Here is a 24,277-nt window from a genome sequence, read left to right as displayed (position 1 = left end):
AAACAGTTAATGGTGTTTGCTTCAATCAGGGAAATAACAAATGGGATTTTTTAAGACTTACGACAACATTGATAACGCCGTTAATCGTGGCTATGCCCGCTGTAAAAAATGGATCTGGGGCAGTTTATTGGCAGTGGTTCTGGCATACGGTGGCTGGCTAATCTGGGCATCAATCTGGGGGCCGCCGACGGGTCCAGTAACATTGATCATTCACAGTGAAATTGACAGGCCAATTCTGGGATTCAGTGTGAATGGTGTGGCGGGGCCAAATGCGTTTGCTCACGGTGGTGGAAAAGCAACATGTTGTGGCAGCATCAGTGGGAAAACAGCGGAAGTAATATGGACATTAAGCACCACGCGGGTGCAGTACGATGCGGGACTTCGCAAAGAAACTCGCCGTATTGTAATGCCTTTACCTGAACGAAAGTGGGGAGAGAATGATTTGCATGTTCACTTTTTGCCCGGGGATAAGGTGTTACTGGGCTGGAGTGATAATGCCTGGTCTCCCTATGAAAAGCGGCCAGAAAATATTAAATAGCTGGTGAGCTGGGGAAATAAAAATGGGATTTTTTAAGACTTACGACAACATTGATAACGCCATTAATCGTGGCTATGCCCGCTGTAAAAAATGGATCTGGGGCAGTTTATTGGCAGTGGTTCTGGCATACGGTGGCTGGCTAATCTGGGCCGCAGTCTGGGGACCGCCGACCGGGGGTGTGACGTTAATTATTCACAGTGAAATTGACAGACCCATTCTGGGATTCAGTGTCAACGGAGTGGCGGGCGGTAATTCTTCAGCATATGACAAAAATAATCCATATGCCAAAGGTGCAGGTAAGACAACCTGCTGTGGCAACATCAGTGGGAAAACGGCGGAAGTTATATGGACATTAAGCACTACGCGGGCGCAGTACGATGCGGGACTTCGCAAAGAAACTCGCCGTGTTGAAATGCCAATGCCAGAACGAAAGTGGGGAGAGAATGATTTGCATGTTCACTTTTTGCCCGGGGATAAGGTGTTACTGGGCTGGAGTGATAATGCCTGGTCGCCTTATGAAAAACGTTTTGATACTCAGGATAAGACTGCAAAGCGGGGGCAAAATTGATGAATATCGAAACTATTATTGCTGCCGCTAGTCGTGCTCAGCAGGTCGATAATGCTGGCTTGGGAAATTGCTCTCGGATCTGGCATGTCGGGTTTTTCTTTGATGGTATTCACCGTAATATTGATCAGGATGCTCCTGAACAGAGGCTTAGTAATATATCTCGGCTGTTCCGTGCTTTCCCTAGTATCCAACAAAATACAGCTAATGAAAGCTATGACGCATTTTACTTTTCTGGTCTTGGTACGCCATTTAAAGAAGATCTCACTGAGAAACTGCATACCATTATGGACAGTGCACAAGGTTCTGCACTGGATGATTTGAAAGATCAGCCAAAAGAAATGGCGAAAGATGCTGGCCTGGATTATTTGAAAGGTGGTAACTGGTGGGAGGTTTTAAAGGACTCAGGAAAAAAACTGATAAACCCTTCAGAGTGGAAATCGCTGGCGGGGGATGTAGCTAAAAATGCAGCAAAGAAATCAGGTATCGAGGCAACCCCCTGGTTGCGTGATAATCCTGCTATTGCAGATATGTTAGTTACCGGTGTCGATACGCGAATAAATTCGGCAAAATTACGTTTTGAGCGGTTTTTTGAACGAGCCAAAACTAATAGCCCTGTACCGATCAAACTAATCTCGATTTCACTCTTTGGATACGATGTTGGAGCAACTCTTGCACGTAAATTTATTGATACGCTGCTTGATGATATTTGTCAGAAGCAGGGTGATAAACATACTTACCAGGGGATCTCCGTAGAGATTGTTTTTACAGGCCTGTTTGACTGTGCTCGTCATACCCCTGCCAGTAATAATAATGGCATGGACTGGTTTATTTCTGCTTTCGGGGGGCCAATAAAAGGCATTAGCGTGCTGATGGGCGATAAGTCTGTTGATCAGGAATCGGCATTGCCGGATACGGTTAAAAATGCACTGCATCTGGTCGCAGCCCATGAAAACCGGCCATGGCGGAGCGTCTATTGTCTTGGTGGAAGTAATAATAAACATAAGGAAGAGTTGTTACCCGGTTGCGCGGAGGATATAGGGGGAGGCCTGAAGCCAAATGAACAAAAACCGAGTGCAGAACTTTGTCGGGTGGCACTTCACCAGATGTACCGGGCCGCAACGATGGCTGGTGTTCCATTTCCAGATTTACATACACTAGATCAGTCTGATACTGATGTTGCTGCCTATTTCATCATGCAGGACAAGGTTAAGAACAAGTCTGTCGCTCAATGGACAAAGCTGTATCAGCAAGCGGTGCCTTTTAACGCTGTCAGTATCGGAGCACAGAACCGTCATCTGGACTGCTATATTGAGTGGCTTGGGCGACAATATTATCAATACCGCTGTGAATGCATGAAGTATGAAAAACAACGTGGCGATATTTTAGCCTCCGCCGATGCTTCTGCCGGGTTATTGGGCATTTCACCACAGGCAAAAGAAACTTCAAGACACTACCAGAATGAACTTGATGTGTTGCACAAAAATTGGGGGTGGCTGGACGATGTCCATGATGCTGCAATAAGAATGAAGAACAGTATGGAAAACAATCCAAATGATAAGCGCATCCAAATCGTGCCTGATATCTACAGGCCTGCATTGAGGCGAGCGAGACGTTTTCTCGATTATGCGCATGCAGCTTATCTTGGTCAGCCCCAACCTTTTTCTGAAGATAACGCGCCTTCAGATATGTATGCCTGGTTTATTCATAACAGACAAGCAACGGGAAAAGATGTTGGCATCTCTCAGGATTTCCTGGTTATTCGTTCACTGGAAAAGCCTGATGTTTAACCTGTAACCGTCAGTGACTCTTGCTAAATAGTGACTCTTGGGTGTTTCATCTTTATTTATTCTATAACGCCGATTACTTGATATCCCGTCATTGCCAGGGTGCAGATGGTGTGTGGGATATGAAGAAAATAATGCTTCGCATGCGCAGTGGCCTCGGCAGATTATAACTACTATTCAATTATGGAAAAATAAAGGAACATGATTAGAGTTAAAAGGGTACGCGTTTTCCGAGTATTCATGCTGAAAAAGACCATATAAATATTCTTAGGCGCAAATATTCAAAAGCAGATTATCCGGATTTGTTTTCCAGAGAACCCGAATTGAGCCCGGCGTTTGGGGTCACTCCTGCTTACACCAATATCGCTTCTTTCAGCGGTGAAATTACTGCTAAAAGTGCTAGAGATATGGCAGGCAGTACAATTTACAGGGCTTTTGGCAACTCAACAGAATTAGCGCCAAGCGGCTCCTGGGCTGCCGGGGGATTTTGGGGCTATCAGAAAGTGCCTGGTAACGCGGAAGAGTGGCGGCAGCTCTCGGCGGTACTGGATGAGTGGAACGGCAATGGCTTTCTGGTGGTGCTGCATCTGCCGGAAGACCTGGCCACCCGTATGCCGGGGACCAACGCCTGGCATGGCAAGATCGCTGAACAATTCGGGAGCGATATTCCTTCTCAGTATCTGCAGGGTGGTGGTGAGCAGGTGATTATTAATCTGGATGAAATGTTAAAAAAAGAGCTTAACCGTATCGGTGAGCAGGTAAAGGCCACCGGGCAACCTGCCAGCATGGAGATTAACGGGGTAAAAGCTGAGTTTTATCCTTCTGGCTGGAAAGATGTGGAAGGTGTGCACGGCTACAGCAAACCGGAGGGGATTGACCCGCCCTATGCCACGTATACGCGAGAACTGCATGACGATGAACTGCGCAGTAAGGTGAAGGAGAGAGCGATAATTAACGCCGCCCGTGTGGAGCGTCAGACAACGACAGGAAGTGAACCATGATGAGCATCGAAAAAACAAAATACCCGATGAGTGATGAGCAGGTACGTCGCAGGCTGTTCTGGCTGTTACAGCGCCTGAGCAGCTACAGCCTGTGGCAGCGCAAACGGGATGCCTGGGCGTGCTTTACTGAAAAATATGAACAGTCGCTGAAAACCTGGCCGGAGGAAATCACGAAGGGGTTTGATAAAGAGGTTATTATCTGGGCTTATGACGCTCTGCGCCTCTATGATGAAGGGCTACCGGAACTGGCAGTAGGCAACCGGCAGGTATGGCAAATTAAAACCGGTGAGTTCGAGCAACTTTTTCGACCGACTAGCTTAATAAGGACTTATTTTTACTGGCCCTGTCATAGTGAACGTGGCGGGCAACGGGAACCTTACCCCCCGGAAATAGAAAAAATTAATAAGTGGCGGGTTGCGGCAGAATACAGGGGCGATAATCTGCTATATCCACCACAAAATAATGTGTGTAATTTTTTTGATGCTGCGACTTTGCTGGAACCCAGTAATTATATTTATAATTTAACCCAATTGGCCTATCCGGTATTCCCGAAAAGTCTTCCCCCCGTTCCTGAACGCAGCGATATCATTATTAAAACCAATGATCCGGTGCCCTGCGACGGCATCTGGGAGCCGGTCAAAATTATGTACAACCATAAACTGCTGGTGATAAAAGATGGCATCAGTGGTTTTAAAAACCCAGGTGCTTACAACTATTTTATTCGCGGTATGACTGCTCCCCGACAGGTTTATTACGACGTGTTGATGGAAAGTGACACGGAAATGCTCATCACTGACGACCCCATTCGATACCGTGAGGTTTACTGGCGTCTGGTCTGGGAAGATACCCGCTACTGTGATGGCGTCATTCCGGATGAGTCAGGGTATTTTCTGGATGATACTCAGGGTGAACGTATCCAGTGCAGGACGGGGGATAAATGCCCTCATTCCGGACAATGGGCCACGCTTGCTGGCGGACATCAGCAGTTTGTTTATGTTCGTGAAGGAGACAGCATGCCAGAGGCGAAGGTTTACACGAGCGGCAGTTTCAGTCCGGATAGATTTACATCCGCAAGCTGGAGTCTGATGGTTCACGATGACGACGGTAGTGTGTTTTTGGGCGCTACAGGTGAGAACCACTGACGATGCCGAGAAATAGCCCTTCTTTATGCGAGATGCTTTACGGTAATTTTGTCGGTGATCTCGACCTTCAGCAGGTTAGTGAAGAGAATCAGGTCATCCTTTCGGTGCTGGATAACATGCAACGCATCCTCAACTGTCGCGCCGGCACGCTGGCGCATCTGCCGGACTATGGCCTGCCCGATATGACCAAAATCCTGCAGGGCATGCCGGGGACTGCTCATGAACTGATGGGTGCTCTGTCGGCTGTTCTGCTCAAATACGAGCCGCGTCTGAAAAATATCAACGTCATCCTGCTCGACCAGCATATCCCCGGCGAGCTGCGCTATGCCATTGATGCAGAACTTAACGGTGTTGGCCTCGTACGCTATGGCACCGAGTTTATGCCAGAAGGGCGGGTTCTCCTGCGACACCTGAAGCAACAGCAGTATCTCGACACAGCAACCCGTCTGTAAGGCCAGTTAATACCATGTCAGTAAAATCACAGTTCCTCGAAAAACTGCAGGCCAGAGAGCCAGCCCCGATCTTATCTACCAGCAAGACTCAGGCCGATATTGCAGCGTTTCGCCTGCGAATGGTGCAGCTTCAGGAGCAGATGGATGCGTGGCTGGTGGGTACCGGATTGAATGTGGAAACATTTACTGTCTCTGTTACGGACCTGCTGGTGGAGGGCGGGACTTTTGAGATTGCCGATATCACCCTGCGTTACGACGACCGGTCTGTAAAGTTTATACCAGTATTTTTGTACGGTCAGGGCGTGACAGGATGCGTGGAAGTGACCCTTCATGCAGAGGCTAGTGTGACGTCTGTGGGGCGCCTTTTCATGCGGGCAGGTCATTTCAGTGACTGGTCCTTTACTCCGCCGGGAGCATTATCCCGTCCCGGACAGAGTTTTGATGAAAGCACCTTTTTTAGTCTGATTCTGGCGCTTCTGCCATAACTGCTGGTATTGCAGTACCCGTTCCTCTGAATATGCCCGCATAAGCGTTAATCCTCAATTTTTCCGTACGCGTCAAAATGGACAACTGGTCATGGATCACATCCCCCTACATAAAATCAAAACCGGTGGTGACCCGCGCACGCTACCGGATTATGCTGCCCTGCGTGATGAACTGAGTAAGCTGACACATCCGGCTCGCCCGGATGTGAACTGGCGTTATGCCGAAAAACGCTGTCTCTCACTGTTTGAACAAAATGGTGTGGAGCTTCAGACGCTGTCCTGGTACACGCTGGCCCGTACGCAACAGGCTGGTTTATTGGGGCTCAATGAAGGGCTGGCGATACTCGAGGCAATGATAAGCCATCAATGGGGCGCACTCTGGCCGCAGCCTGTCCATGCCCGCATGAAAATCCTCAGCAGTCTGAGTCAGCGTTTACAGCAACTGATTCGCTCGCTCCCGCTAAATCACAGCGACCTCAGCCAGCTGTATCGGGCGGAGCAACTGCTTACCGCTCTGGGTGAGGTGCTGCAGGGCCTGGAGCTTAAGCATCTGAGCCAGCTCGATACGTTACGTACCCTGATGCACAACAGTGCTGCCAGGCTGGAACACAGCGATGGCATAACCAGCACCAGGCCGGACATTCAGCCAGGTATCAGGTTGCCTGCCACCGCGATGAATAGTGCCGCAGCATCCACGAGGGACCTTGCTGGTAGTCCGCCTGAAGATACGTCAGCAAGCGTAGTGAAGTGGGTTTATGCGGCGCTGCCGGAACACCAGGCGAATGCAGAAGCAATGGCGGCAATGCCCAATCAGGTAAAAAAATGGAAATTCTTCGCTGCCGGGATGTGTACCATGCTGGTGGTAAGCACAGTCACACTATGGAGCTGGCAGTTTCTTAATCGGCCAGTCCCGTTGCAGACTCAGCTTGCAGCCTCACTGGCTCCATTGCCTGCATCTCTCACGCCTGAACAACTGGATATGTGGCGTCAGCAAGCTCCGTTACCACAGGTTTTAATAACACAAACACAGCAGCAGCTTGCCCGGCTGGGTAAATTGCCTCCTGACTGGAATATTGAATACAGTCGACAGTTGCTGGAACAGATCCGGGTACTTTGGCCGGAGCAGGCTAAGCCACTAATCCAGCAGTGGCAGCAACAGCTTAATGCTGCCGCATTGCCAACAGAACAGCTGAATGGCTGGTCTCAGGGAATGGCGACACTACAAAAACTGAGTGACAGGCTGAACGAACTGGATGTGCAGAAAGGAAAATACCTGACGGTCAGTGAGCTGAAGTCAGTCGTTTTTTCCGCTATGCAGTCCTTTAATCAATCCATACCGGCTGAAGAGCAGCTAAGGGTATTGTCACAAAATCCAGCAGGCGAACCTTTGCCTGCTGCTGTCAGAGCTCAGCTGGAGATGCATCTGAAGCAACTGATTGCCCGTTATGCAGAAATAAAACAGGATTCATTAAAATAAAAAAGATATTTAAAGCACAGGTATCCAGCTAATAACCCAGACCTGGCAGGTCATAATTACAACTCATTCACTGGTGTTGATGGATTTGCCTAAAGAACATAGCCAGGGCCGGCAAATGATTATTGATTCTGAGAAGAAAAAGGGCAAAGGGGGATAGCCGTCAGTAATGGCTTGATATTGATTATTAAGAGTTTTAATTGATAGGGCGGGTTTAAGTACAGGGCAGGTCTGGTGTCCCCTGCAGAAATCGAACTAGTGGTTAGTTTACTGATTTAAAAGGTTTTTATTGAAGTTAAGCTTTTTATACCATCATAGATACCAACACTCAAAAATAACATTAAAAACTGTTGTGAGGCACTCAAAAATGCGTCTTAATTATACTCAATTTTATAAGCCGTTGTAACTGTTTCACAGCTTGTTGATTGAAGAGCAAGTTCAAGGTGATGATGAGCTGACTTCTACATTGAGCTATAAAAACACAAATGTAAGGCCTCGGTATGGATACGGTTCAGATCTACAAAGAGCTACAGGCTTGGTTTGACTACGACAACTATGTTGATGTTGAGTCTTGCACTTTGAAAGGTTTACATAAGGAGTTACAGGTCAGAAAGAACATCCTGGACTCAATTGAGTTTTTTGGAGAAGGGGATGTTTATTTTGACCAGATCCTTGCAGGTAAACCTCTATTCAGTAAAACAATTGACCTCAAAACACATCTGGCAGAAAGCCAAACGCACATACGACAAGTGACCTTTGGTCATATTGAAAGCCTCAAAAGATCTCTTGAAATGTTCTCGCAAGAATCGTTTGTCAAAGGTAGTGATCAACTTAAGAAAGAGGTCAGGGAGAAGCCACTTACTCAAAGTATGAGAACTGTTTTTCTGGGAACAAACGAAAGCCGTGTGTATACCTTTTTTGATCTCGAAAGCTCATCTGATGACGAAATCATAGGCTCGCTTCGTGCGCTACTCCCTGTGTGGAGGAAAGAGTATGGAATCAAAGGCAGGAAGCAAGAGGCTTTCGGGCTGGGAAAAATTCTAAAGTTGGCTGACTACCGTATCCTTCCAATGATGGATCTGCTTATGTGGGCTAAGTTAAAAGATGTCACTCTTTCAAACACTCTCCTTTCCAGAGTGCTTTATCCTAAGCTCACAGATGAAGTTCGAGGAGACGAGCAACTAAAGGACACAGATCGTCCAATAGCTGAAAAAGCATTGTCAGGTGAGACCTGTAAGAATATTGAGAGTTTTATAAACAAAAACCTGCATCTTATAAATGTGTCTTTATTACATTTAAGAAGCATATGATTTTATTGGTGGCAACATGCTGTAAAATTTAGTTTTATTAAGTAATCTTAGCATCTAATTTAAGTAAGCCTAATGTTACAGACTGGTCATTATAAATACAGGCTGCAATGAAAATCATAAATCAGGACTACCATTTTGAATGAATTTTAAATTTTGCTCAAGATGCATCAAATTTGTTGTACTTGGTATTGGGAAAAGATTTGGAGAGTAGTTCAGTAGCCATGATATTTCAGCAGAGACCAGTTGACTATTTTTTGACAAAATATCATTAGTCTTGGCTGCTTCTAAGCACTTTCCAATACCAAAAGGGGCATAAGGTACAAAAGCAATATTATTAGTTTCACACCATTTAATTATCTCATGCGATTCCGTTTGATATAATCTGTTGAATTTATTTTGGATGGCTGCAATTTTTTCTATTTTATTAGCCTCTTCAATCTGTTGTAAGGTAACCTTGGAAAGCCCAATGTTCTTTATTTTACCTTCTTTCTTCATATTAGACAGTTCATCTATCTGGACATAAAGTGGAATTTCCTCATCGATACGATGCAAATAGTATAAATCAATTGCTTCAAGTTTTAATCTAAGCAGACTGCCTTCAAGACACTTTCTAAGATATTTTGGATCTCCATTAGCCTGCCATTCTCCAGGCCCACCTCTTGTGAAACCACTTTTTGTAGCTATCAATAATTTTTCGCTATATGGATAAAAGGCTTTCTTAATTATTTCTTCTGAAACATTAGGTCCATAAGCATCAGCAGTATCAAAATGTTGTATTCCTAACTCTGAAGCTAATCTTAATAAGCTGATTAATTCTCTCTCATTTGAGGGTGGACCCCATATACCAGGACCTGTAATTCTCATAGCACCGTAACCTAACCTACAAACATTTTTACCTGCTATATTTCCGAAAAAATAGTTATTCATTCACTTTCCTAATTTTAGAGTTATTTCGCTGTGTAATTTGAAAATTGTTTCTTGATGCTGATTAGATTTGAGCGTTGAAAAAATAAAAGGCATTCTTGTTTTTAAATCATGTAAATGAAAATCTACACTTTTACGAAAATCAAGGTCGCAGTCACGGTCTGGCGCAAGTGGAATTAACGAATCTAATTTGGTTGCAAATAAATATGAATAACATTGTGAATGCTCGATAATGATTTTTTCAATACTTTCTTTTTCCTTGATAATGTGAGATTCTTTTCTAAAGTCCATTGCTGCATTCCAATACGCAAGTGCATCAAACTCAGGGCGGTCAACAATGATTACCTCAGAATTAATCATTGCTTTCTCCCTTTCCTCTGAGGTTTTATTAATAAACCAAAGTGTGGAACTGTAATCGTGTTTTTTTAATAAAGGCATTCCCAAATTATATGCTGTTTTACCAAATGATGGAACCAACGAAACTCTTATACCAATAGTTGTTAGTGTATCGCTTAAAGCTTTACAAAAAGAGCTTTTACCAGTTGAATGTGCGCCAGCTATACCGATCACTATTTGCATTACCAAAGTTCTCCTTGCTGTGGAAGTATAGGCTTATTTTTTTTTGAAATATTAACTTGGCATACTTCACAAACTTCACTCCAATTTCGAAAACCTGATTTTGATAGTAAATAACTAAATAATTTGGATGTCGCTTTTGCATCATAGCTTGCTCTATGAAAAGAGTTCGATTGATCTCTATAAAAAGATTTCGATTTATGAAAGTGTAATTTTGTAAAGTTTATAAGATTCTCAAGGGAATAGCTGGTAGCTTCCGGCAAAAAATGTTTAGCAAGTTTCATAGTATCAATGATACCCGCAGGTTCCCACTCAGGGATATGCATTTTGATGATGTTATAATCGACTTTAGCATTATGCGCAATAAGCCAGGCTCCATTGAGATGACTATGAACTTCATCTTTTATTTCATCCCAAACGGGGCAGTTTTCTACATCGGAATTTTTTAAACCATGTATCTTAGTTACTATTCTGTTAATAGGGTTAGGTGGTTTGATTAACCAATTGTATATATCTTCTTTTTTCTTAGCCTCTAAATTAGATTTTAGAATTGATATTTCAATTAAATCTGGAGGGCTATGGCCATTACCCTCTGTATCCACAAAAAGTATTGGTTCTGGAGGTAAACTTAATTTCTCATTTTTCATCACTAGTGATCCAGCCTGTCTCAGCTCTGCCATGACGTTTGTAAAAATGGGGTTTATCTATGTCATGAACTTGATATTCAAATGTATGTTGTAAAAAATACCTTTTCTGTTCATCAAGACCTTGAACAATTATAGCTTTATCAGTAATTATGGGGGGAGAAGTAGCACCAAGGTCTTTACACATATTTAATATAGTATCATTATCAGGTTTACGCCATTTTTGCTGGCAGCGAAGAACTTGCATTTTGGGACATATATCACAAATTTCATTAATGCCAAAATGACCATTATAATCAGCTTGTCTATGGACAAATGATATCCCACATGATGTTTTTCTAAAAATCGGAGTAGAATCTGAGTTATGTGAACGGAAAAAATTTAGAATCTTTTTTTCACTATACTCAGGTAGTATCTTTCTACGCATTGTTTTTTGATATAGTTCAGGCAGATTGTTCTTCTTATAATAATCAGAAATTTCATGCCTGTAAAATAGTCCGCTAAAAACTACCGCGTGTGCATGCATGGTTAAATTTTTTATTTTTAACAGATCTTCGTCAGTGTCATTAAGACCTGGGATAATAGGTCTCCAGTAAAGAATGACTTTATAGTTGACTGAGTTTTTAAATAACATAATTAATGAATCTGAAGCAATTTTGGAATTTACTGGTTCTATTTTTTCATCTTCAATTCCTGAATAAGTAATAAATATAGTTAGTTTGATGTTTTTTAATTCATTGAATCTTTTGCAATCATCTTCTGTTACTTTCCAGCGTGTAATTAATATAACATTGTTCTTTAGACCAAGATTATCTAAAAGATGTAATACATTATGAGTATGCTTTTTTACTTTAGGTAGCATAGGATCAGTCGCCCTATTAAACAACTGAATAGGCGTGATATCTTTCTGGAAATAGATATGATTAATAAGAGATCTAACAGCCATTTCATCACTACATAATGCTTTAGGAACTCTTTGCTCAAAATTTCCAAAAAGGTGTCTAACACAATAGCTACAGTCAAGTGGACAACCAACAATATGGTTCAAACTCAAACCGCTTTTCCTGTACTCGACAATTGATTTCAAGGATTGATTGATTTCTTTAAGTTGGTCGATACTGACTATATCTATGAATTGCTTCATTTTTTTCCTAAATGTTATTATTAAATTATTCTAATGTATATTAATGAGTTTTTTTTTAAATTCAACAAAAATTAGGACTAAGCCCTGTTTCGGTTGGTTAAAAGCCGTTGAGTTGGATAATTTTTTAATTGATATCTTTTGCGCTAATTTCACAATGAATCTCCTTAGTCAAGAGATGTTATAAAAAAAATAGATTCATGATAAATATGCTGCGTGAATGCCTTTAGAAAACAATGTCCACTACATCCCTTCAAAGCCTGTCCCCGTCTACTTAGTATCAACTCATCGACCAGACGAGGAGATACAATTATGAATACAACAACCCCAAGCGCTACACGACTCATCCGCTTACCTGAAGTGCTACATAAAACAGGTTACAAGAAAGCATGGATTTACCGATTGATTTCCGAAAATAGATTCCCTAAACCTATCAAATTAGGTTCGAGAGCTGTGGCCTTTATTGAGGCGGAGATCGATCAGTGGATTTCTGACGCCATTAGCAATTCGAGAACAGCTTCATAGTGAGGCTCCAGACGAACAACATCGACAAAGTGAGGACAATGTGGAAATTAAAGAATTCCTGAAAATTGGAAACCTTTCAAGGCTTGTGAGTCAAAAAACCTTCGATAAGATTTTCGATGCTGAAGCTATCAGGTTATTACCTGTGAATACATTGAGTAAGAGAGCCGTGGCCTGTTTAAGCTATTACCTCGAAGATAGCGAATACAATCCATTCCAAGTTTTACCCGAGTTAAATAAAGATAGTCGAAACTGTATCTATGAAACCATACTGTCAGTGATCAAATGTAATAGGCTACTCAGAAAGTTATCGAAGAAAATCACACAGAATGAAATTAATATTGCTGTAACAGAGACAGAAAAGGGCGAAAACCATGTATTGCTCTGTAGCTTAAGTGTGCAAAAAGGGATGTTAGACGATTATGTGAAAACAATGCCGGATCTTCTCCCAGATGAAGATTCATTCATGACAGATGACATAAATCTTCTCAAGCTAACGGTTGAAGATATAACAAAAATTTTGCTGGGTGACATGTTGGAAAGAGGAGCATTGGTAGTTCATATGGGAGATGAACTCCGCAGTAAAGCTAAAGTTATCCAAGAGGAATACTGGAATGAGGTAGAAGATATTTACCATGGGGAAACGGCAAGATGAATATTTTAAATCTCATGATTTTAAAAATTGTAAAGTATTAAGATCAAAAAACATCAAAACTTAACAGAATACTTTCCAAATTAGTTTTTGGCGCCGCTGTATTACTTATGCAATAAGGCTTTATTAGTTTTTCTTCTTAAATCGGGTATGACTACAATACACTAGCCGTACTGGTTTCTTTCACGTGAAAGAAATTTTTTTAACTATCTAAATGGATTATAAATAAACACAAAAATAACGAAATAAAATTGCAAAATTTAAATCGATAAAATAATGATAAGCCGTAGTGATTACTAAATGTAAAGTTTTCGGAGGGTTATTATAATGTCATTCAAAATAAAAAAATTTGTCATGAGTAATGGAGAGCGAGGCTGCTTGATTCTCAACAAAGAAACACTGCTACCAGTTTACTATCAGAACCTTTATCTCACAACTAATGTCAGGAACAGAAGTGCGACTGCATCAACGATGGAGATAGTCGCAACGAATCTACTTATCCTTAGCAATTTTATGAAAAGTAGGAAAATCAACATCGTTGATAGGATTGAAAGCAAGCGGTTCCTAAGTGTAGCCGAAGTAGATGACCTGATACGGTATGCAAAGCAAAGATTCGATCAACAAAAAATTCCGAATGTAAGATTACTCAAAGGAAAGCAGATTGCTACAAGAACTTTTAGTTACAGGATACACGTTTTTTCAAATTACCTAAAATGGTTGTGCGGATTGATTCATTCTATGAAGGGAATCCATGCCAGATATGAAATCGATACTTTCATAGAAAATTTGAGAGCACATCTCCCACGAAATAAATCACACAGCATGAACGACAGAAAAGACAAATCATTGAGTGAAGAACAAATAAAAACTCTGTTTAAGCTGTTGGAAGTTGAAGGGAGCCAAAACCCCTTTCAGAAGGAGGTTCAAGTGAGGAACAGGCTCATTTTTACCTTGCTACTGAATTGTGGGATGAGAGCAGGTGAATTACTAAATCTTAAAGTAAATGATCTAAATCTTAGAAATAACACACTGAGTATCTTCAGAAGACATGACTACATTGAAGACCGGAGGCTGAATCAGCCACTAGTCAAAACTGGCGAAAGGATAATCCCATTATCAGACGATTTAGTGATGGAGATCTTCGATTACATACATACTTGTAGAAGTAAAATTACTAAAAAGAAAAAACATGACTTCCTATTTGTAACTCATAGCGCAGGTAAAACTGTAGGAGAACCATTATCTGTTTCAGCATATGAGAAAATAATTTCAACTATTAAAAAAGCAAGCCCGGAATTAAAGGATTTATCAGGGCATAGATTGAGGCATTCATGGAACTATTTCTATTCAAATGAAATGGATAGTTCAAATTTGGAAATCAGTCGAAAATCAGGATTGAGATGCTATCTCATGGGGTGGTCAAAAGATTCTAAAATGTCTGAAAACTATAATTTCAAACATATATCAGAAAAAGAAAAGGAAGTTATTGGTAGAGTTTATGAATCTTTGAAAAAGATAACTGAGGGTCAATATAATGGAAACATGTAATCTAAGAAAAGAGAATCTGGTTTTTGCAACGATGCAGGGGTATAGCTTCAAGCTTTCTGATATCAAATGGCAATTAGATAAAGAGACTTGTATTTTCCCACATAAGATTGCCGACAAAATGCCAGAGTCGATGCGTATTGGTTACCTTACTACTTTGGCTTACTTTTCGGCTGAATACAGTGCAGGTTACACAAAAAACATAAACCAGATTTTTAGTCAATGGTTAGGGATGATAGACATTAAGACGATAGATGCTAATGCGGTTTATCAATTTAATGTTAGTTTAGGCCCTGAGAAAAACTACAAGCTCAATTCTATAAAGAAGTTTCTAACGAAGTGGAAAAAGCTCGGTTATGTAGGAGTTGAAACCTCAGCTTTAACAATGCTGGCAAAAATAAAGGTTAAAACTAATTTGACAGGAGAAGCCGTCAAACGAAGAGATCCAAATAGTGGACCGCTAACTGGAGAAGAACTGGAAATCGTTCTTGAGAGTATCAGCAATTTGTTGAAAGAAGAAAAAATTCCTATGTATCTTTATTGCTATGTGATTCTTTTAGCAACCACGGGAAGGAGGCCATTACAGTTAACGTCCTTAAAAGCGAAAGATCTGATCAGAACGGGAGAAGGTTGTTTTCTAAATATACCTAAAGTAAAACAAAGGAAGGACTTTAGAAGTGAGTTTAGCTTGGTAAGTATCGATGATTGCCTTTATGAGAAACTAACAACCTTGATTGATATGAATCAAAAACATATTGAAGATGGTGTTAGTCAGAGTATTGGTCATATAAAAAATGAATTACCTATATTCATGGATGTAAAAAAATCCGTATCAATTCAGTCTGGTCAGAGTTTAGATACCATTATGGCAACTGATTTTTTACATATGAAGAATTCGTTTATCTCAAGGAAACTAAATATCTTGACTACTAAATTTAACATTTGGTCATCAAGAAATAACGAGGCTATACGGCTTAATGCAAGACGATTCAGGTATACCCTTGGATCTCGTTTAGCAAAGGAAGGAGCCTCAGTTGAAGTGATCGCTAAAGCATTAGACCATAAATCTATTAACTCATCAGGGATATACGTAAAAAATAGCCCAGATAATGTTCACGATATTGATATGAAACTTCATTCATTTTTTGAACCTTTATCGAAGATATTTCAGGGTAGCGATAGGACACAGAACAAGAAGCTCTTTACAGAATATGTTTTAAATTCTTTTGGATTCACTGATTGTAATCACGAACACATAGAGTGTTTTACCTGCAAAAACTTTAGAGCATGGAGTTCTGAATGACCAATGTGATTTTATTCGAGCCAATAAATACAAATAATCCATCATTAAACGTTGAAGGTTTTATTGAGTTTTGTAAGAGCAATATATTCAACTCAAAGTTAGCGATTACATGGGAAAGCAATGTATGGAAGGGATGTTACAGATTCAACAAGTTTGACATGAAAAATAATCGAAATAGCAAAGATAGATTAAATGATAGCTTCATTGATTTTGCTAAAGCTTATATGTTTCATATTCATTCTTTTAACAAGTCAAAATCAAACCAGAATGCTTTGGCAATGTTGAAGATCGTTGATTTTGTATTATTGAAATCATACGGTGAAGCTAAGGTAGTCAAGTGTAATAATAACATTTTTGATGAGTGTGTAAGAATAGCATCTACTAAATACACAAAATCACAAGCAGTAGGAATTGGTAAAGAACTTGAGAAACTATGTTCATTCTTGAGTGAAAACAGAATGACAAGCTCATCATACTTTTTTTGGGTAAGTCCGTTAAGGCATAAAATAACTCAAAGTTGGCAAGGTTATGAACCTTCGCTGGAAGGGCACTCAAAATTACCAGATATAAAGTCCGTCATAGCCATTGCGGAGATTTTCTCAAAAGATGAAAGCCAACTGTCTGTGAGAGACATTTTCACAACGTCTGTTCTTGCACTCCTGATGTGTGCACCAGGACGAATTTCGGAAATATTAAGCCTTCCTGCGGATTGTGAGATTACAGAGCATGATGAGAACCGCATTGAACGATATGGTTTAAGGTTTTTTTCAGCGAAGGGGTATGCTGGAGACATCAAATGGATTCCTTCAGTAATGGTCCCTGTAGCTAAAAAGGCTATAGCCCGGTTGAGAAAGTTGTCCACCCATCCAAGGTTTGTTGCAAAAACGATGGAAGGGAAGGTCCCTGAGTCATACAGACATGAACTCTTTACTAAAAAGCCTCAAAATTTTCCCTGGTATGATGAAGAAAAGAAAATCAAATATTCGAATACTTTATGTCTGTTATTTGAAGGGCAATTATGTCAGAAAACAAACAAGCATTTGGCACCTTTGTTCAGACCCACTGCTCAGTTTTTTAGATTGGATATTGATGCTTTTGCAAGTATCAAAGGCACTACCAACCTGTTTAAAAGACACGGTTATATTAACGAAGATGGTAGCCCATATTCGCTAAGAACCCATCAGTTAAGACATCTACTCAATACGTTTTCTCAAATCAATGGCATGGACGAGTTTAGCATCGCCAGATGGTCTGGAAGGAAGTTGGTCTCACAAAATGTTTCCTATGATCACCGATCACACTTACAAATGATCAATCTCATGAAAGATAAAACTTCAATCGGAACCGGTAACAGTCATAGGAAAAAAGAAATAGCTGTAATGGACATAACTGATTTCGATTTATTGAATGATGGAGCTGTGCTCGTCACTAAGCATGGTTACTGCAAGCACTCATATGTTTTTGAGCCTTGTAGTTATTATCCCTTACAAGACTCTGGAAAGGATGATGAACGACTAATGGTAATGCATAGTAATATTATTGAAAAAACTCATCATGATAAAAATGATGGGAATATCAATGCTGAAAAATGGTATGCGTTTCAAACTAAAATAATAAAAGGAGAATAAATGGCTAAACATATTACTGGTTATGATGAAAAATTGATAATGAAAGTTATTAATACCTGGAATGACGATGAGAAGCTGACCTGGGAGTCTTTATGCGACGAGTTGATAAAGATCATCGGGAAGAGACCTTCGAGGCAATCTTTAAGTAGTCATATTAAAATTGCAGATTGTTTTAATTCAAAAAAGAAGCTTCTCAAGTCTGGAGTGAAAGAAATATGTGCGGTTAAACCTGCTAATTTAAAAATTGCTTGTCAGAGAATAAAAAGGCTCGAAACTGAAAACGAAGCTTTGATAGCATTAAATAACAGATATTTAGAGCAATTTAAGATATGGCTATATAATTCTCATTTAAAGCAAATGACAGCCGAAGAGCTTAACCGTCCTTTACCTAAAAAAGATATTCAAATATAAATTGATAGGTTTTAACTATTGACATGATTAAATGTTATGATATTTCTTTAAGTGTCAGGATGACATTCACAACAGCAAGGATGCTACTATGAATAAATTAAACAGATATTTGCCAGATCAGAAATTTTTGATACTCCTCAATCGCTTCATTCTTAGATACGATGAATCAGACTGCAATAAAGAAAAAATCGTAAAAGATGCCTACCTGTTCTGTGTAGGATACTTTTTGAAGTATCAGCAAGACTATGACAATCCTCATTTAACCGGATCAAGTAATATTATTGCTGTTCTCTCATCTGCATTACTTAGCCCTAATTTCAACAACATACCTAATACTATCAGCCTCGAAAGGGTTCTATATTTTTATAAGTTCATTGTCGAATATATTGTCTGGAATGAGTATGAAGTTGAGGCGGTATTTAGAACCCAAAACGTAAGTAGTATAAAAAATGTCACTCATGAACCCAAAAACTCTTCTTCATTAAAGATAGTAAAGATATAAGTATAATTTATTGCTTAATTTCGAGTTGCTAATTTTTTAAATGGCTTTTTACTTTCCTCAGGATTTTGTATAGGCCATTTTTATTTATGTGTTTACAGCCTCTTGTCTAGTTTTTATTGTTTTCTGCTGAACCCTGAACCCTGAACCCTGAACGTAGGTAGGATCGATGTTAGCTCCTTACCGTGAGGTTAACTCTCACAAGTAGAGGACTCGACCTAAGATTTTATGCTTTTTATGAATCATATCAAAGCCTAATTTATAAGAAATTTTTAAGTTTTTGTGAGTAAAATCGCAAATTTTCCTACGTGGTTGTTTATCTATTATGTCATAGTGTTTTTTATTTACTGACATTAAGGAAAAGAAAATGGCATTTAATCTCACTCGCATGTCTGTATATGCGCTCCTTTGTGCATTAGAAGAAGACCTGCGACTGATTGTGAAAAATTATATTTTAGACATTCAGGGCAGTGAAAATAAATTACCCGTAGATCTGTTAGAAAAAGCAAAAAGAAGATTGGATAAAGATTTTGGAACCGTTACTGATGATATGGATGTGACTGATCTAATTGAATATTTTGATTTAGGCGATACTTATCAAGTTATTAACTCCTATGGAAAAGAGATACCCGAACATTTATATAAATTTATAAAGTCGATTACTAAAGATTTAGATGCGCTAGTCTTAATAAGAAATAGGGTTATGCACATTAGACCATTAGATGTCGAAGATTACCCTAAGCTAATTTCAATTTGTGATAAAATAATTAATTCGAATACCAATGTTTGGGGTAACCTTATAGAGGTTAATGAAAAGATCAATAGTAATCCAAGCTTTTTACTTTCAATGGAAATTAAAAATTATGATGATGAAAAGCAAAATCATAATTTGCCTCTTCCCGATTTTGATGAGACAGGACTGATTGGTAGGCAAGATGTTGTTAATAAAGTTAAGCAACTTTGTTATGGCGCATTTCCAGTTATATCAATTGTAGGGGAAGGTGGTGTTGGAAAAACCGCTCTGGCTTTGAAGGTCGCTTATGAGATTTTGGAGGATAAGAGAAATCCGTTTGATGCTATCGTCTGGGTGTCTTCTAAGACTACACAAATTACAGTAAATGAAATTAAAGAAATTAAAGAGGCTATAACCGACTCTATAGGTGTTATTCAGGAAATTTCTAATCAAATAATTGGAGTCAATACTAATCAGTCCAATTTTGAAGAAATAGTTGATTACTTAACTACATTCAAAATTGCTCTTTTTATTGATAATCTTGAAACGATTTTAGATGATAATATCCGTGATTTTGTCGGTGCTTTACCACAGGGTAGTAAGATAATTATAACATCCAGGATTGGTCTTGGAGCATATGAATATCCTGTAAAATTGCAAGGTATAGATGAATCTTATGCATCTCAACTGATGCGTATACTTGCTAAGATTAGAGGTGTTGATTCTTTACAGAAGATTGAAGAAAAAGTAATGAGATCATATGTTAACCGTATGTCTCGTAATCCCAGTTATATTAAATGGTTTGTTAGTTCTGTTCAAACTGGTTTAAGTCCTGAAGCTGTATTACAGAACTCACACATGTTTTTAGATTTTTGCATGTCAAACGTTTATGAATATTTATCATCAAATGCGAGAACTTTAACAGCTGCTTTGCAGTGTGCACCAGGATTGAAAGATGTGCCTGAATTATCTTATTTAACTGGTTTTGATTCACTTCAAACACATCAATCTATTCAAGAGCTTATGTCTACAAATATGCTCTCTCAGTCTTCCAAAACTAAAGGGGCAAGTGTTAAAACAACTTATCAGCTTTCGGAGCTTGCCAGGCTGTATTTAGGGAAAAATCACAAGCCATCTCAGACATACCAAAAAAGTATTCATGACAAAAGAAACAAGCTAAATGCACTTTTTGAGCAACAACTTATGTCTAGAAGTGAAGATAAGTACAACCCTCTAAATATAAAATTTAGGGACAAATCGGACAGGGTTATTGTGAAAATGCTTAGGGATGCTCAATCCTTTATTAGAAATGGACACCATGATAAAGCTTACGAGCTATTGACCGAGGCTCATAAACTTTCACCAGATTATTTTGAAGTGGCACGAGTTATGGCTTATCTTCATCAGCAGAATGGTGCTGTTAGCGATGCTCGTGAGCAGTATGAATTATCTATAGTATTATCTCCTAACACTTCCCAGCTTCATTATTGGTTTGCCAAATTTTTACTTCATGAAGAAGATAATGTTGATGATGCATTGACTCAAGTTCAACTCGCACATGACTTAGATCCAACTTCCATCGAAGTGTCTCTAACCTTATCAAGGGTATTAATGTTTCAGCACAGATTTGATGAGGCCGAGATTATTCTTGCTTCAATTGAGCCTGTAATTGAAGATTCAAATGAACACAATATTAAGGTATTCAAAGATACTGAAATTCAAATTTCATACAGAAGAGCTGATAACTTATCTCAAAAAGGTGAGTATTCTGACGCTATGTTTTTCCTTGAAAAAATGTTGAGCCAATTTGATAATCTTCCTGATTTTTATAAGGATGCATATTTGAGGAAGAAGTTGTCGAAATGTGAATTTCTAATAAAAGTTATATCTCGTAGTGCAGATCAGTCTATTCAGCGAAGGGCTGAAGATTTTAGGCATTGGTTTCAGCGTGAATGTGCATGATTGTTAAAATTTTTTTAAATTAAAGCCAGTTTAATCGCTGGCTTTGAGTCTAATCTAAACGGTTATGAACTTTAATTTTTATTAATTAATTTATCAAAGATATGCATCCATCTCTTAAGCTGAAGCTCCGTGTCCCGGATGCCTTCTTGTGAGTTGAAGTCACCCTTTTGGGGAAAGAACATTACTCGCCATTCTGGATACTGAACATCATCCACAGCAATATAAAAACCTGACTCTTTGAAATCGTGGGTGCGATCCATTTCCTTATCGAGACCTGTTCTTTGTCTCGTAGTAGACAAGTTGTATCGCCATTCTTTGATATCTGAGAAGGGATAGGTCTTTTGCTTATCGCCTTCTTTGAGATGGACCAATTTTCGCTTCTCATCAAGCCTCATTGCGGTAGGACCGAACTCATGGCTCCACATGCCGTCCGACTCTCCGAAAACATCCCTGGTGCTGGCATTCCACTTTTTGATGCGGAATTTTTTATAAGCAAACATCAATAGCATGATGCTTACGAAAACCCAAATCATCGCAAGCTGAACTAAACCTTGCATACCCAAAAAGTAAAAAATGAGGATTGGTAAAGCGATGGCAATCCATACTCTTTTCATCATCAGGAAATTAGGTTGCTTAACTTCAGTCATTGTTGTCATAAGACCATCCAGTATCGTTTCGTTGGATTTGGAGCGCACTGATCCTTCAGCTTATTTTGCTGATAAATCAGTGGGCTATATCGCTTCGTTTGAAGTTACATTACGGCCTGGAATGAGTGTCTAGCAAATCATTTGTACCGATCGATCGCTTTCTTTTGATAGTTTATAGCTATCATGTGTTCGTGATTGATCAGCGAAAGCGATCGATCGTTTTTGTCTATCAATTTGAAATTGAATGAAAATATTTATTGAGTTTGACTTAGTGAGTGGTTTTAACTCACTGAAAACTAGATCTTTAAAGTCGTTTGAGGACGTTTTTTATCGCTGAATTTTGAAAATTTAGTTCTGAAATCTTTGGTGTTTCGGAGTTGCCGGTTCGTATTGCGGCATAGATGACATTTCTTTTGAGAGGATTGAGAATCGTTGAGCCAACAGCTTTTAAACTGGCAACAAGCTCTTCAAGGTAAGGTATCCACTGCAACCAGCGAGACCGGATATGTTCTCTGGAATTTGCCGTAAGGGGTGTAGCTGTGGGGTGAACTTCAATTGGATTCGAAACGTTTTCTTTGTCGGCAATCGATTCAGGAGCGACAGCCTCTATTGGTTGAGTCACGGTGATTCGCTTACTCATGTTTGACCAACTGTATGCCTTACCGAGCTGTGATGCCTTAAAAGCGACTCCCTGATGCTCAAATGAAAAACCGTTCATCTTGCCAGTAGATGCGATGTTTGCTTTCGCTGATATGTTTTGCTTTTGTAATTCATATATGAAGTCTTCGATAGTGATGGTATCGAAGAAGGTCAGGATCGCATCTATAGCTTCCTGTATCACTTTTTTAGAAGATTTCTCTCCGGTCCTCTCTTGCATCATCTTTTCGTTACGAGTGAGCTTACTTTGCTTCTGGGGCTGTTTAGTAGGAGAGGGACCTTTCGTTCTTGTGAGCTGATGATCCCGCTCAAGTCCTTGTATGATTCTTGTGCTGACGAGATTCTCGTTCCTACCCAAGTAGAGCTGGCCATCTACTAAAACGTTTATACGAGAAGCAATGATGTGTATGTGCTGACCAGGTTCATCATTGTGTAGGACATAACAACGGAGGTGAGTGTCACAGAATCCCATTCGCTTCATGTAATCGTCAGCAATGTTTCTCCATTGTTGATTTGTGATTGATTCACCGACTGGGAGACGAAGGGAGTTATGCCAAACTGGTTTAGTAACATCCTCTCTTAGCTTCTGAGTGTTTGCGAACTCAGCGGTCAGCTGGTCTACAGTCATGCCCACAAGATTGCCACCAATCACTACTGGTGTAGTCTTATGATGAGGAGCAGGGGCAAGCGCATAAGAGATGACACCTCGGAAGTTTTTACCCCTTTTGATTTTATTCATACCCTTCATCTTGGATGATCACTTTTCGAATGTCAGCAGAGCATCTCTCACATGCGACAGTTTCACTTTTAAAGCGCTTACTTCCTGCGATAGCGGCTGAGCATCTTTACCTCTGCGAAGCAGGAACGAAGTAAGATCATTCAGTTTCTGTAGCGAACCAGTAAGTTCTTGCCAGGCTTCTTTGTTGATTTCGGGAACAGAAGGGGGAAGTTGCTGAAGAGCTGAAGATCTCAGCCAACAGCTTTTGCTGAGCTTCCCTCTGGACTGGTTTACTTTGCTCAGCTCAATCTCATTTAATCTGACAGTCACTGAGTGTTTGCGAAGACGATTAGGGGGTAATTTTTTAACGGCAGGGTCATTGGTAAATGTAGAAGGGAACTCATCGTCAAAAATAATATTTTTTTCTTTCATATCAACTCCTTTTGATATTATTTCATTAATAGCATATCCATATGCTAACTATAATAAATACCACAAACATCAATCGCGTCAATGGGTTGGGTTTGGTGTTTTTTTGCTTTGATCTTTCTTTTTCAACCGAAGGGCGGAAAAAGCAAGGCAACTCAAAGATGCGGAGCATCTATGAGTTAGCCCTTGCTAAAATAGATAATTGACATTTTATTTTTTAGAGTTATATATAAAATAAAATATTTGAGGAAAGGCTATGTCAAAGAATGAAGTTTATATATTTATGATTTTACTAAATATTTTATCATACATTTTTCCTACTTTGATAGGGCTTGTAATTGTTATCGATATTTTTGTGGGGTTATCATTAATCACAAGCTTTATACTGGGAAAATGGTATTTTAAAGATTTCTAGAATCTTTCTTTTTTCTCAGGATCGTTAACAGTTTTAATTCTTTCACGATTTCTTCAATGAGGGTTTCTTTTGTCTTAACTACAGCTTCTTCAACTTCTTCAACTTCTTCAACTTCTT

General features: G+C 39.7%; 24 protein-coding genes. 17 read left to right on the top strand and 7 right to left on the bottom strand.

Going from position 1 to position 24,277, the window contains the following annotated elements:
- Positions 1-40 precede the first annotated feature (40 nt).
- The 9 genes from AFL22_RS23710 to AFL22_RS22285 all read left to right on the top strand — a co-directional run bounded on the left by AFL22_RS23710 (position 41) and on the right by AFL22_RS22285 (position 8,754).
- Positions 41-538: a DUF3304 domain-containing protein gene (locus AFL22_RS23710; RefSeq protein WP_072124000.1), complete on the top strand. Its 498-nt coding sequence runs from the start codon at positions 41-43 to the stop codon at positions 536-538.
- A 22-nt stretch (positions 539-560) separates the two neighbouring features.
- A complete protein-coding gene (locus AFL22_RS22320; RefSeq protein ID WP_052272193.1) occupies positions 561-1,106 on the top strand; it encodes a DUF3304 domain-containing protein in 546 nt (181 codons plus the stop codon).
- Positions 1,106-2,893, top strand: coding sequence for a DUF2235 domain-containing protein (locus AFL22_RS22315; RefSeq protein WP_052272192.1), 1,788 nt, complete (start codon positions 1,106-1,108; stop codon positions 2,891-2,893). The genes AFL22_RS22320 and AFL22_RS22315 overlap by 1 nt, the downstream gene beginning before the upstream one ends.
- Before the next feature lie 404 nt (positions 2,894-3,297).
- Positions 3,298-3,891 carry a hypothetical protein gene (locus tag AFL22_RS22310; protein ID WP_241773205.1) on the top strand — a complete coding sequence of 198 codons (594 nt, stop codon included), beginning with the start codon at positions 3,298-3,300 and terminating at the stop codon, positions 3,889-3,891.
- A complete protein-coding gene (locus AFL22_RS22305; protein WP_052272191.1) occupies positions 3,888-5,033 on the top strand; it encodes an Imm72 family immunity protein in 1,146 nt (381 codons plus the stop codon). The genes AFL22_RS22310 and AFL22_RS22305 overlap by 4 nt, the downstream gene beginning before the upstream one ends.
- Before the next feature lie 2 nt (positions 5,034-5,035).
- Positions 5,036-5,485, top strand: coding sequence for a type VI secretion system baseplate subunit TssE (gene tssE, locus AFL22_RS22300; RefSeq protein WP_052272190.1), 450 nt, complete (start codon positions 5,036-5,038; stop codon positions 5,483-5,485).
- A 14-nt stretch (positions 5,486-5,499) separates the two neighbouring features.
- Complete coding sequence (locus AFL22_RS22295) at positions 5,500-5,970, top strand: hypothetical protein (RefSeq protein ID WP_052272189.1); 471 nt, start codon at positions 5,500-5,502, stop codon at positions 5,968-5,970.
- Between the two features lie 91 nt (positions 5,971-6,061).
- Complete coding sequence (locus AFL22_RS22290; protein ID WP_052272188.1) at positions 6,062-7,447, top strand: VasL domain-containing protein; 1,386 nt, start codon at positions 6,062-6,064, stop codon at positions 7,445-7,447.
- A 497-nt stretch (positions 7,448-7,944) separates the two neighbouring features.
- Complete coding sequence (locus AFL22_RS22285; protein WP_052272187.1) at positions 7,945-8,754, top strand: DUF6387 family protein; 810 nt, start codon at positions 7,945-7,947, stop codon at positions 8,752-8,754.
- A 114-nt stretch (positions 8,755-8,868) separates the two neighbouring features.
- Here AFL22_RS22285 and AFL22_RS22280 read toward each other — a convergent pair whose 3' ends face one another.
- The 4 genes from AFL22_RS22280 to AFL22_RS22260 are packed head-to-tail and all read right to left on the bottom strand — an operon-like array spanning position 8,869 to position 12,042.
- Entirely contained in the window at positions 8,869-9,681 is an 813-nt protein-coding gene (locus tag AFL22_RS22280) for an aldo/keto reductase (protein ID WP_052272186.1), read from the bottom strand.
- Positions 9,682-10,257, bottom strand: a complete 576-nt coding sequence (locus AFL22_RS23705; protein ID WP_072123998.1) for an AAA family ATPase — start codon at positions 10,255-10,257, stop codon at positions 9,682-9,684.
- Positions 10,257-10,901: a 3'-5' exonuclease gene (locus tag AFL22_RS23700; RefSeq protein ID WP_072123997.1), complete on the bottom strand. Its 645-nt coding sequence runs from the start codon at positions 10,899-10,901 to the stop codon at positions 10,257-10,259. The genes AFL22_RS23705 and AFL22_RS23700 overlap by 1 nt, the downstream gene beginning before the upstream one ends.
- Entirely contained in the window at positions 10,891-12,042 is a 1,152-nt protein-coding gene (locus AFL22_RS22260; RefSeq protein ID WP_052272182.1) for a radical SAM protein, read from the bottom strand. The genes AFL22_RS23700 and AFL22_RS22260 overlap by 11 nt, the downstream gene beginning before the upstream one ends.
- A 309-nt stretch (positions 12,043-12,351) precedes the next feature.
- Here AFL22_RS22260 and AFL22_RS23695 point away from each other — a divergent pair, with 309 nt between their 5' ends.
- From AFL22_RS23695 to AFL22_RS22225, 8 genes are all read left to right on the top strand, one after another.
- On the top strand, positions 12,352-12,564 hold the full coding sequence (locus AFL22_RS23695) for an AlpA family transcriptional regulator (protein WP_072123995.1): 213 nt from the start codon (positions 12,352-12,354) through the stop codon (positions 12,562-12,564).
- Between the two features lie 40 nt (positions 12,565-12,604).
- Complete coding sequence (locus AFL22_RS22255; protein WP_052272181.1) at positions 12,605-13,216, top strand: hypothetical protein; 612 nt, start codon at positions 12,605-12,607, stop codon at positions 13,214-13,216.
- Positions 13,217-13,540: 324 nt separating this feature from the next.
- A complete protein-coding gene (locus AFL22_RS22250) occupies positions 13,541-14,761 on the top strand; it encodes a site-specific integrase (protein WP_052272180.1) in 1,221 nt (406 codons plus the stop codon).
- Positions 14,748-16,061, top strand: coding sequence for a tyrosine-type recombinase/integrase (locus tag AFL22_RS22245; RefSeq protein WP_052272179.1), 1,314 nt, complete (start codon positions 14,748-14,750; stop codon positions 16,059-16,061). Before AFL22_RS22250 ends, AFL22_RS22245 begins: the two co-directional genes overlap by 14 nt.
- Positions 16,058-17,689: a DNA-binding protein gene (locus tag AFL22_RS22240; RefSeq protein WP_052272178.1), complete on the top strand. Its 1,632-nt coding sequence runs from the start codon at positions 16,058-16,060 to the stop codon at positions 17,687-17,689. The genes AFL22_RS22245 and AFL22_RS22240 overlap by 4 nt, the downstream gene beginning before the upstream one ends.
- Positions 17,690-18,100, top strand: a complete 411-nt coding sequence (locus tag AFL22_RS22235) for a hypothetical protein (protein WP_052272177.1) — start codon at positions 17,690-17,692, stop codon at positions 18,098-18,100.
- 88 nt (positions 18,101-18,188) lie between these two features.
- A complete protein-coding gene (locus tag AFL22_RS22230; RefSeq protein ID WP_052272176.1) occupies positions 18,189-18,602 on the top strand; it encodes a hypothetical protein in 414 nt (137 codons plus the stop codon).
- Positions 18,603-18,966: 364 nt separating this feature from the next.
- Positions 18,967-21,294, top strand: a complete 2,328-nt coding sequence (locus tag AFL22_RS22225) for an NB-ARC domain-containing protein (RefSeq protein ID WP_052272175.1) — start codon at positions 18,967-18,969, stop codon at positions 21,292-21,294.
- A gap of 71 nt (positions 21,295-21,365) precedes the next feature.
- On the opposite strand, the gene AFL22_RS23850 is transcribed toward AFL22_RS22225, so the two are convergent.
- The 3 genes from AFL22_RS23850 to AFL22_RS22210 form a co-directional block, all read right to left on the bottom strand.
- Positions 21,366-21,950 carry a DUF4755 domain-containing protein gene (locus AFL22_RS23850; RefSeq protein WP_052272174.1) on the bottom strand — a complete coding sequence of 195 codons (585 nt, stop codon included), beginning with the start codon at positions 21,948-21,950 and terminating at the stop codon, positions 21,366-21,368.
- Between the two features lie 295 nt (positions 21,951-22,245).
- Positions 22,246-23,337: a relaxase/mobilization nuclease domain-containing protein gene (locus AFL22_RS22215; protein ID WP_052272173.1), complete on the bottom strand. Its 1,092-nt coding sequence runs from the start codon at positions 23,335-23,337 to the stop codon at positions 22,246-22,248.
- Between the two features lie 18 nt (positions 23,338-23,355).
- Positions 23,356-23,748, bottom strand: coding sequence for a hypothetical protein (locus tag AFL22_RS22210; protein WP_052272172.1), 393 nt, complete (start codon positions 23,746-23,748; stop codon positions 23,356-23,358).
- Positions 23,749-24,277 lie beyond the last annotated feature (529 nt).

It is taken from the genome of Pantoea sp. CFSAN033090, assembly GCF_001264395.1.
Lineage (GTDB): Bacteria > Pseudomonadota > Gammaproteobacteria > Enterobacterales > Enterobacteriaceae > Pantoea > Pantoea agglomerans.
This window is presented reverse-complemented; position numbering and strand designations above follow the sequence as displayed.